General features: G+C 70.7%; 11 protein-coding genes and 1 tRNA gene. 10 read left to right on the top strand and 2 right to left on the bottom strand.

Features of this window, described 5'->3' with window-relative positions; all coding sequences use genetic code 11:
- Positions 1 to 147: 147 nt before the first annotated feature.
- Positions 148 to 765: a sigma-70 family RNA polymerase sigma factor gene (locus Y694_RS16920; protein WP_036234645.1), complete on the bottom strand. Its 618-nt coding sequence runs from the start codon at positions 763 to 765 to the stop codon at positions 148 to 150.
- Between the two features lie 74 nt (positions 766 to 839).
- Between Y694_RS16920 and purU the strand changes: the two genes are divergently transcribed.
- Genes purU through Y694_RS16900 form a run of 4 tightly spaced genes read left to right on the top strand, consistent with a single transcriptional unit; the run spans position 840 to position 3,778 of the window.
- The gene (purU, locus tag Y694_RS16915; RefSeq protein WP_036234642.1) at positions 840 to 1,727 is read left to right on the top strand and encodes a formyltetrahydrofolate deformylase; all 888 of its coding nucleotides are present in this window, start codon (positions 840 to 842) and stop codon (positions 1,725 to 1,727) included.
- A gap of 19 nt (positions 1,728 to 1,746) precedes the next feature.
- The gene (locus Y694_RS16910) at positions 1,747 to 2,187 is read left to right on the top strand and encodes a nuclear transport factor 2 family protein (protein WP_036234639.1); all 441 of its coding nucleotides are present in this window, start codon (positions 1,747 to 1,749) and stop codon (positions 2,185 to 2,187) included.
- A gap of 16 nt (positions 2,188 to 2,203) precedes the next feature.
- Positions 2,204 to 3,220 carry a YheT family hydrolase gene (locus Y694_RS16905; protein WP_036234636.1) on the top strand — a complete coding sequence of 339 codons (1,017 nt, stop codon included), beginning with the start codon at positions 2,204 to 2,206 and terminating at the stop codon, positions 3,218 to 3,220.
- A 21-nt stretch (positions 3,221 to 3,241) separates the two neighbouring features.
- Positions 3,242 to 3,778 carry a DUF2946 family protein gene (locus Y694_RS16900; protein WP_036234633.1) on the top strand — a complete coding sequence of 179 codons (537 nt, stop codon included), beginning with the start codon at positions 3,242 to 3,244 and terminating at the stop codon, positions 3,776 to 3,778.
- 67 nt (positions 3,779 to 3,845) lie between these two features.
- On the opposite strand, the gene Y694_RS16895 is transcribed toward Y694_RS16900, so the two are convergent.
- Complete coding sequence (locus Y694_RS16895; RefSeq protein WP_036234631.1) at positions 3,846 to 4,391, bottom strand: cytochrome c5 family protein; 546 nt, start codon at positions 4,389 to 4,391, stop codon at positions 3,846 to 3,848.
- 139 nt (positions 4,392 to 4,530) lie between these two features.
- Here Y694_RS16895 and Y694_RS16890 point away from each other — a divergent pair.
- The 6 genes from Y694_RS16890 to Y694_RS24950 all read left to right on the top strand — a co-directional run.
- A tRNA-Arg gene (locus Y694_RS16890) sits at positions 4,531 to 4,606 on the top strand.
- Positions 4,607 to 4,710: 104 nt separating this feature from the next.
- Positions 4,711 to 5,358, top strand: coding sequence for a glutathione S-transferase family protein (locus Y694_RS16885; protein WP_036234628.1), 648 nt, complete (start codon positions 4,711 to 4,713; stop codon positions 5,356 to 5,358).
- Positions 5,359 to 5,470: 112 nt separating this feature from the next.
- Positions 5,471 to 5,848 carry a DUF805 domain-containing protein gene (locus tag Y694_RS16880; RefSeq protein WP_081771360.1) on the top strand — a complete coding sequence of 126 codons (378 nt, stop codon included), beginning with the start codon at positions 5,471 to 5,473 and terminating at the stop codon, positions 5,846 to 5,848.
- On the top strand, positions 5,845 to 8,130 hold the full coding sequence (locus tag Y694_RS16875; protein ID WP_036234626.1) for an FAD-binding protein: 2,286 nt from the start codon (positions 5,845 to 5,847) through the stop codon (positions 8,128 to 8,130). Before Y694_RS16880 ends, Y694_RS16875 begins: the two co-directional genes overlap by 4 nt.
- A gap of 43 nt (positions 8,131 to 8,173) precedes the next feature.
- Positions 8,174 to 9,175, top strand: coding sequence for a hypothetical protein (locus tag Y694_RS16870; RefSeq protein WP_036234624.1), 1,002 nt, complete (start codon positions 8,174 to 8,176; stop codon positions 9,173 to 9,175).
- Between the two features lie 78 nt (positions 9,176 to 9,253).
- Positions 9,254 to 9,768, top strand: a 515-nt coding sequence (locus tag Y694_RS24950; RefSeq protein ID WP_197028808.1) for an alpha/beta fold hydrolase, incomplete at its 3' end; no start/stop codon positions are given.

The following is a 9,768-nucleotide window of genomic DNA, read 5'->3' as shown; positions in this document are numbered from 1 at the left end:
TGCCAACCGGCCACGGCGGCGGCGAGTGCCGGGGTGCGCGGGCAGGAGCGCCTCGAACGGCGACGCGCCGGGCCGCGCAGGGTGCCGAGCACGTACTCGGCCGCGAGGCGGTCCGCGAGGAGAGGGCGGCTGTAGTCCATGGTGCCCTCAGCCGGTGGTGGCCCGCTCGAGGCAGGTCTTCAGCGATTGCAGCGCACGCCGCACCCAGCTCTTCACGGTGCCCAGCGGCTGGCGGAGCTGATCGGCCACCTCGGCATGCGACAGGCCCTGGTAGAAGGCCAGTGCCAGGCTCTGCTGCTGCTCGCCGCTGAGCGCACCGATGCAGTCGCGCAGCGCGCGGGCGTCGGCAGCCTGCCCGAGCAGGTCGAGCGGGCCGGCATCGGGGGATGCCAGTTCTTCAAGCATGTCGTGTTCATCGTCCTCGCTGTCCGAGCCCATCGAGGTGCTGACCGTGTGCGGTTCGCTCTGGCGGCGGCGCAGGCTGTCGATGGCCCGGTTGCGGGCGATGCTGGTCAGCCAGGTGAGCGGCTGGCTGCGGCCGGCGTCGAACCCCTGCGCCGCGCGCCAGATGTTCACGTACACCTCCTGCAGCACGTCCTCGGCTTGGGCTCGGTCCTTCTGGATACGCAGCACGACGCCCAGCAGATGCGCGCTGGTCTGCTGGTAGAGCGTGGCAAATGCCGCGCGATCGCCCATCGCGACGCGCGCCAGTGCGGCTGCGATGGCGCGGCTGCGTTCAGACCAGTCCTCGGGGGCGGTGACCATGCTTGCGCGGATTCTAGAGACCGAGGCAGCGAGCGTCGTCGCCGTTCGGGCCCGCTCCTTACAATCGAAGCATCATGGAAACCACCGCCCGAGAGTTCGTCCTCACCCTGTCGTGCCGAGATGCCAAGGGCATCGTCTACGCCGTGTCGGGCCTGCTGTACCAGGCCGGCTGCAACATCCTCGACTCCCAGCAGTACGGCGACGTGCAGGGCGCCGACAGCACCGGGCTGTTCTTCATGCGTGTGCATTTCAGTGCGCCCGGGCACCTGGCCGACGAGGCCTCGCTCGACAAGCTGTTCGCGCACGTGCGCGGCGAGTTCGGCATGACGGCGCGCTTCCATGCGCTGGCCGTCAAGCCGCGGCTGCTGCTGCTGGTCAGCAAGCATGGCCATTGCCTGAACGACCTGCTGTTCCGCTGGAAGAGCGGCTCGCTGCCGGTGGAGATCCCGGCGGTGGTGTCCAACCACCCCGACTTCGCCGCGCTGTGCGACAGCTACGGCCTGCCCTTCCATCACCTGCCGCTGGCCACCGGCAGCAGCGCGGCGGTCAAGCGCGAGCAGGAGGCCCGGATCGAGGCGCTGGTCGAGCAGCACCGCATCGATCTGGTGGTGCTGGCGCGCTACATGCAGATCCTGTCGGCCGACTTCTGCCGTTTCCTCGATGGCCGGGCCATCAACATCCACCACAGCTTCCTGCCCAGCTTCAAGGGCGCGCGCCCCTACGACCAGGCGCATGCGCGCGGCGTCAAGCTGATCGGTGCGACCGCGCACTACGTGACCGCCGATCTCGACGAGGGCCCGATCATCGAGCAGGACGTGCAGCGCGTGGACCACTCGCTGGGCGCGGCGGACTTCACCGCCGTCGGCCGGGACGTCGAGTGCGTCGTGCTGGCGCGTGCGGTCAAGTGGCACACCGAGCACCGCGTGCTGCTCGACGGCCACAAGACCGTCGTCTTCAAGTGATGCGCTGAGGACCTGCCGCATGCCCGCCAAGCCGAAGGCGCCGCCCTCGTCGCCCGACGACGTCGAGGCGCAGTTCTACGAAGCGCTGCAACAGGCCGATCTCGAGAACCTGATGGCCGTCTGGTCGGACGACGACGAGGCCGCCTGCGTGCACCCCGGCGGCCCCCGCCTCGTCGGTGCCCCGGCGATCCGCGCCTCGTTCGAGGCGATCTTCGCCAACGGCGCGATCGACGTCCACCCCGAGAAGGTGCGCCGGCTCCACATCAACGGGACGGCGCTGCACCATGTGCTCGAACGGGTGCAGGTGCTCGGCGAGGACGGCGTGCAGAAGGCCTATGCGATCGTCACCAACGTCTACGTCCTCGGGCCGCAGGGCTGGCGCATGGTGCTGCACCACGCCAGCCCCGGCATGGCGCGCGAGCTGCAGGAGATCTCCGAAGCGCCGTCCACGCTGCACTGAGGTCCGCGCACCCCGCATGGCTGCAGCCACCGACCACCGCGTCCTGCCGCCGTTCGACTGGACGGCGCCCTGGTGGTTGCCGGGCGGCAATGCGCAGACCATCTGGCCGGCGCTGTTCGCGCGCCGCGTCCGCGGGCCGGCACCGCTTCTGCGGCGCGAGCGCTGGGACACCCCCGACGGCGACTTCATCGATGTCGACCACCGGGTCGACGAGGCGCAACATGCCGGGGCACCGTTGCTGGTGCTGTTCCACGGCCTCGAAGGCTCGTCGGCCAGCCACTACGCGCAGGCCTTCGCGGGCTGGGCGCAGGCCAACGGCTGGCCGTTCGCGCTGCCGCACTTTCGCGGCTGTTCCGGCGAGCTCAACCGGGCCCCGCGGGCCTATCACTCGGGCGACTTCGAGGAGATCGGCTGGATCCTCGCGCGGCTGCGCGCGCAGCAGGCGCGGCCCGTGGTGGCGGTGGGCGTCTCGCTCGGCGGCAACGCGCTGCTGCGCTGGGCGGAGGAGGCCGGCGACAGCGCCGCGGCCACGGCGGCGGCCGTGTGCGCGGTGTCGTCGCCGATCGACCTCGCTGCCGGCGGTCACGCGATCATCCGTGGCTTCAACCGGCAGGTCTACAACCGCATGTTCCTGCGCACGATGAAGCCGAAGGCGCTGGCCAAGCTGGCGCAGCATCCGGGCCTGTTCGACCGCGAGCGTCTGCTGGCCGCGCGCGACCTCCATGCCTTCGACGACGTGTTCACCGCGCCGTTGCACGGCTTTCGCAATGTCGATGACTACTGGGACCGGGGTTCGGCCAAGCCGCAGCTCGCGCGCATCCGCATCCCCGCGTTGGTGCTCAACGCGCGCAACGATCCCTTCGTGCCGGCCGCCTGCCTGCCGCTGCCGCACGAGGTGGGTCGCCACGTCACGCTGTGGCAGCCGGCGCAGGGCGGCCACGTCGGCTTCCCGCGCGGTGGCTTTCCCGGCGAAGTGCTGGGTCTGCCCGAGGCGGTGATGAACTGGGTCCGGCACGGCGCCGGGGTGGTCTGAGCCGGGCCGCACAATGCCGCGATGGATGACATCGTCCGTGCCGCGCTGAAGAAGTGGCCCCGGGTGCCGGCCTGCCACGGCTGGTTGGGGCTGGACGCGCGGGGCGACTGGTACATGCGCGACGACCGGGTCCAGGCGGCGGGGTCGTTCCCGCAGGTCAAGGGCAGCCGCCTGCTGCACCGCAAGCTGGTCGAGTTCATCGGCCGCAACTACGAGGCCGATGCCGAAGGCGCCTGGTTCTTCCAGAACGGTCCGCAGCGCGTCTACGTCGAGCTGGAGGCGGCCCCGCTGGTGCTGGGGGTGCAGCGCGTCGACGCCGACTACCGCGTGGAGACCCACACCGGGGCCGAAGTCCGGCAGGTGAGGAGCGCCTGGCTCGACGAATACGGCCGGCTCTTCCTCGACACCGAGCGGGGCTTCGGCCTGTTGCGCTCGCTCGACATGGATGCCGCGGCCGATGCGGTGACCGAGGGGCGTTGGACGCCCGCCGAACGGCCGTTCGCCGAACTGCCGCGCAGCTTCGGCTATGTGCTCAGCCCGCAGCGCGCCGGCCCGTAGCGCCGTCTGCCGGTGGGCGTGAAAAAGCCGGTCGCATGGACCGGCTCGCAGAGGAGTCGCTCGCTGCTCAGGGCGCTGCGCTGGCCGCCGGTGCCGGCGGCTTGGGCTCGTCGAACTTGGCCCCGCCGGCGTTGGCCATGAAGACCACCGCACGGCCGATCTCGACGTCGCTGAAGTCACCGCCGCCCTGCGCGCCCATCGCGCCCTTGCCCTTCAGCGCCGAGGTCAGCAGGGCCTCGTAGCCGGCCGTGATGCGCGGGCCCCAGGCAGCGGCATCGGCGAACTTCGGTGCCCCGGCCACGCCAGCGGCGTGGCAGGCGGCGCACTGCGCCTTGTACACGTCCTCGCCGCCCTTGAGCGCGCTCACGTCCGACGCGTCCTTGACCTCGACCTTGCCGACCGGGGCAATGCGCTCGGCGGTGGCCTCGGCCTTCAGGCCATCGCTGCCGGCGGCCGGCTTCTGGGCCGAGCTCACGTAGCTGGCCAGCAGCACGATGATGGCGATCGGCACCACGAAGGCGAAGACCACCGCGATCACCAACTGCTTGGGCGTGCGGATCGGGCCTTCGTGATTGGGCTCGTGATCGTCGTCGTGGGAGGGCGCTGCGCTCATGGGGTCCTCGAGGAGTCTTGTGGGGCGGAGCGGCGTGGTGAAACGCAGCTCGCAAAACCCATGGAGTATACAAGGGCACCCCGTCGCGGGCCTCGCCGGATGCGGCCCGCAACAGGGGCGCTGATAGAATGAAGGCGTTGCGTCCGTAGCTCAATGGATAGAGTACTGCCCTCCGAAGGCAGGGGTTGCTGGTTCGATCCCAGCCGGGCGCGCCATCCAGCGTATCGGTCGCCGCCACAGCCGGCCGCGTCGCCGCCGCGACACCCTCCGTTCAGCCTCCGTGTGACGATGCCGGATCGAGCCGATCGAGGAGCGAGCTGTGCTGACCGTGCATCACCTGAACAACTCGCGCTCGCAGCGCATCGTGTGGCTGTGCGAGGAACTGGGCATCGACTACCGGCTGGTCAAGCACCAGCGGCATCCCGAAACGCAGCGCTCTCCCGAGTCGCTCAACCAGGTCCATCCGCTCGGCAAGGCGCCGACGATCGAGCATGCGGGTCAGTCCATCGTCGAATCGGAAGCGATCATCGAGTACCTCTGTCATGTCTGCGGCGGCGGTCGGCTGAGCCGGACGCCCGCGTCGGCGGAGTACGGTGCCTATCTGCAGTGGCTGGCCTACGCCGAGGGCACGCTGTTCCCGGGGCTGCTGGTCGATCTGGTCTACGCCTGGACCGGCGGCGGCAACGCCGCGTTGATGGGGTTCTTCGACGTCGAGATCGCAAAGAACCACCGCTACATCGAGACCGTGCTGGCGCAGCGCGAGCACCTGCTCGCCTCGGGCTTCTCCGCGGCCGACATCAACCTCGGCTGGGCGCTGGAGTTCAGCGAGTGCCGCGGCCGCCTGAAGGACTTCCCCGCACTGCGCGCCTACCTGGCGCGGCTGCGCGGCCGCGACGCCTACCGGCGCGCCATCGAGCGGGGCGGGCCCCAGGACCTGTCGGTGTTCTCGGCGGGCGCTGCGACCTGATCGCCGTTTCGGTCCCGAGATTGTGAAAGCCCCTGGGGGCAGGGTAGGCTTGCGTCCATGACGCCGGTCGAGCTGCTCCAGCAGCCGCGGCGCACGCCTGCGGGAGGGTGAGATGGGATGGGTGGGTGAGTTCTCGACGGCCGGCCGATTGAGCCGGTGGGCCTTCTGGTGGCGGCACCTGCTGCTGCTGCCGCTGGCGTTGTTCCTGTGCGTCTCGACCACGCAGCTGCTCGGCGAGCCGGTCGACGTGCTGCCGGCGCTGCTGACCACGGTGTTCCTGGTCTCGGTCTGGGGGCGACGGCTGCACGATCGCGGGCGCTCGGCGTGGTGGCTGCTGGTCGTCGCGCTGCCCGTGCTGGGCGCGCTGTGGCTGCTGCTCGAGTGTGGCCTGCGCGCGTCCGTGGGCCGCTCCCGCTACGGCGCACCCGCCGGCCTGCGGCCCGACTACGTGACCGTCGGCGCCGCGCCGCGGATGGAGCGCGCGCCATGAACACCGACCACCACATCGTCAACGACGTCACCCAGCTCAACCCGGTGCGGGTGATGGCCATCGTCGCGCCAAGCAGTGTCGAGGACGTGCAGGAGGCGCTGCGGCGCACCACCGGCCCGGTGTCGGTCGGTGGCGGACGCTTCAGCATGGGCGGCCAGACGGCGAGCCCGGGCAGCCTGCACTTCGACATGCGTTCGATGAACCGCATCGTCGCGTTCTCGCCCGAGAACAAGACCATCCTCGTGCAGGCCGGCGTGCGCTGGTGCGACATCCAGCGCTTCGTCGATCCGCACGGCCTGGCGGTGAAGATCATGCAGACCTACGCCAACTTCACGGTCGGCGGCGCGCTCGGCGTCAACTGCCACGGCCGCTACGTGGGCCTGGGGCCGCTGGTGCTGTCGGTGCGCAGCATCAAGCTCGTGCTGCACGATGGTCGGGCCGTGGTGGCCAGCCGCACGGCGCATCCGGAGCTGTTCTTCGGCGCCATCGGCGGCTACGGCGCGCTGGGCGTGGTGGTCGAGATCGAGCTGGATCTGGCCGACAACCGGCGCGTCAAGCGCATCGACAAGGTGATGCCGCTGTCGACCTACGGCGCCTACTTCAAGGACACCGTGCGCTGCAACCCGAAGGCGGTGTTCCACAACGCCGACCTCTACGGCCCGCACTACCGCAGCGTGCGCGCCGTGACCTGGGCCGAGACCGACGAGCCCGCCACCACGCCCGACCGCCTGCAGCCGCTGCGCTCCGCCTACCCGCTGCACCAGTACTTCCTGTGGGCCGTGTCGGAAACGCCGTTCGGCAAGGAGCGGCGCGAGAAGGTCGTCGATCCGCTGCTCTACCTGCGCAAGAAGGTGCACTGGCGCAACTACGAGGCCGGCTACGACGTGGCCGAGCTCGAGCCGCCGTCGCGCACCGAGCGCACCTATGTGCTGCAGGAGTACTTCATCCCGGTCGAGCGGCTGCTGGAGTTCGTGCCGAAGATGGCCGCGGTGCTGAACCGCCACCGCGTCAACGCCCTGAACATCTCGATCCGGCACGCGATGCCCGATCCCGACACCGCGCTCGGCTGGGCGCCGACCGAGACCTTCGCCTTCGTGCTGTACCACAAGCAGCGTACGCGCGAGAACGCCCGCAGCCGGGTCGGCGTGTGGACCCGCGAGCTGATCGACGCCGCGCTGTCGGTCGGCGGCACCTACTACCTGCCGTACCAGCCGCATGGCACGGTCGAGCAGTTCCACCGCGCCTATCCGAAGGCGGCGCACCTGTTCGCGCTGAAGTGGGAGGTCGACCCGAACTTCCGCTTCACCAACGTGCTCTGGGACAAGTACTACCGCGCCTGGCTCGACCGCGGCACGCCGCCCGCAGCGCCAGCGCCGGCCAGCGAGTTTCACCAGGTGTTCGGTGACGTCGAGCTGTCCGATGCGTTCTACCGTTTCCTGCAGAACGTGTTCCGCGTCGCACCGGAAGACCGCTTCCACCACCTGATCGGCGAGGCCTGCCGGCTGCACGCCGACGAAGAGACCGTCTACCGTCACATCCAGCGCGAGCTCAAGAGCATCAAGCCGGCCACGGCCGACCTGCGCTACGCGCTGCCCTCGCTGTTCAGGCAGAAGGCCGAGATGACGCGGCAGACGCTGCAGGTGCTGGGCGGACGCCGCAAGTTCGACGGCTATGCGGAGATCGGCTCCAAGGGCCGCTACTACCGCGGCCTGGCCTCTGCGCTGGAGCTGCGCGGTCCGCGCTACTTCATCGACGAGCAGCCGCAGACGTTCTCGCCGGTCGACATCATGGAGCGCGGGCAGATCGGCCGGCTCGGCGTGCACGTGCCGCTGTCCGATTACGCGCCGCTCGGGCCCGGCATCGCCGATGCGAGTCTCGACCTCGTGACCTGCTACGTGGGCCTGCACCACATGACGGCCGATCGGCTGGGGTATTTCCTGCAGTCGGTGCGGCGCGTGTTGCGCCCTGGCGGCGCCTTCATCGTGCGCGACCACGACGTGCGCAGCGACGAACTGCGCGTGCTGGTGTCGCTGGCGCACACCGTCTTCAACGCCGGCCTGGGCGAGAGCTGGGAGACCAACCGGGCCGAGCTGCGATTCTTCGAGTCGGCCAAGACCTGGGTCGACCGGCTCCAGGCGCAGGGCTTCGACGACACCGGGCACCGCGTGCTGCAGGACAACGACCCGACCGACAACACGCTGTTCTGCTTCGTGCGCCGCCTCGACCCGCAGACGCTGCGCGATCCTGCCGTGATGGTGCAGGCCCGCGGGGTGCGGCCTTGATGCGCCGCCGGTTCGCGGCCGCGGTGGCGGCGGTCGGGCTGCTGTGCGCCGCAGCGCTGGCGCAGGACGGGCGGCCACGCTGCCGGCCACGCCACCCGAACACCGGCGCACGCCCGACCAGACCTTCCTCACCTTCCCCGAGTGGTACCTGGTGCACAGCCCGGCCGAGTACGCGGCCTACCTGTCGCGCAGCGGCCACCCGAGCAGCTTCCCGCTGTTCTCGCACATCGGCCAGTTCTGGCAGTCGTATGCGAGCGTGAGCCGCGAGATCGAGAAGTACCCGTTCAACGGCGGCTACCACCTGATGGTGATGGTGATCGGCGTCAGCACCACGGTGGAGTACGGCCTCAAGGGCCTGTACGAACGGACGATCGGGCGCCTCGCCGAGGCGCTGCGTTCGGACGAGTCGGTGCCGGAAGAGCAGTTCGCGGCGCGCTACGCGCAGGCCTACGTCGACTTCATCCGCGTCGAGCCGTGGTACCAGTTCGATTTCTGGCAGCAACTGCGCGCGCTGTGGTCGGCCGCGCCGACCGGCGGGCCGAATCTCGTGCGGCGCTGGGAGCGCCGCTTCGCGCTCACCTCGGAGCTGCTGGTGAAGGAGGGCTATGCGCGGCTCATCAAGCTCGGCACCCAGAGCCTCTACGACGCGCCGAAGCCGGTCACCGCCGTGCTGCTGAGCGCGGCGCCGCAGGCCGATCCGCAGCACCCCGACTACCAGCCGCTGGCCGCGGCCGAGGCGGGTGCGCCGGTGCTGGCCACCGTGCCGCGCTACGAAGCCTTCACCGCCTACAGCACCTGGCTCGCGGACCAGGGCATCGACTTCCGGCAGATCGCCGGCAACGATGGCGAGGTGGTGGTGAGCGTGCTGGTGCCCGCCAACTGGTCGGCGGCCAGCGTGCGCACGCTGTTCGAGCAGCCGGTGCTGACGCAGCCCGGGCGCAAGCGCGTCGTCTTCGCGGTGCCGGTGGCGCGGCTCGCCGCCGAGCTGCGGCGCGCGCAGGCCTCGGCGGGGCAGGTGGTGGTGGAACACGTCTACGACTTCTGAGGATGCGCGCGCCTCCGAAGGACAGGCGGCGGCGTCCTGCCCGCCCGAGCCTCGCCGGGCGCATCGCCCGGCACGTGGTTGCTGCGGCGCTGTTGCTGGTGGCCGTGCTGGCGCTCGCGCTCTCGGCCTGGATCGCCTGGAGCCAGCACGCCCGGGCGCAGCGCGAGACGCAGAGCGCCGAGCAACTGGCGGGCGCCGCCGGCCGCTGGGTGGACGTCGGCGACGCGCGGCTCCACCTGCAGGAATGGGCCGCCCCACCGACCTGCGCTGCTGCTCACCCACGGCACCGGCGCGTGGAGTGGCACGTGGTTCGGCCTGCCCGACGCACTGGCGGCGGCCGGATGGCGTGTGGTGGCCGTCGACCTGCCGCCGTTCGGCCTGACGACGACGCCCGACGACGGTCGCACGGTCGACTACTCGCGCGCCGCCCAGGCGCGGCGCCTGCTCGCGCTCGCCCGCACGCTCGGGCCCGACCTCACGCTGGTGGGCCACTCCTTCGGCGCCGGGCCGGCGCTGGAGGCCGCCGTCGCGGCAGCCGCAGATTCGAGCGGGGTGGTGCTGCGCCGGCTGGTGCTGGTCGATCCGGCGCTCGG

This window comes from Methylibium sp. T29-B (assembly GCF_000576225.1).
Lineage (GTDB): Bacteria > Pseudomonadota > Gammaproteobacteria > Burkholderiales > Burkholderiaceae_C > Methylibium > Methylibium petroleiphilum.
This window is presented reverse-complemented; position numbering and strand designations above follow the sequence as displayed.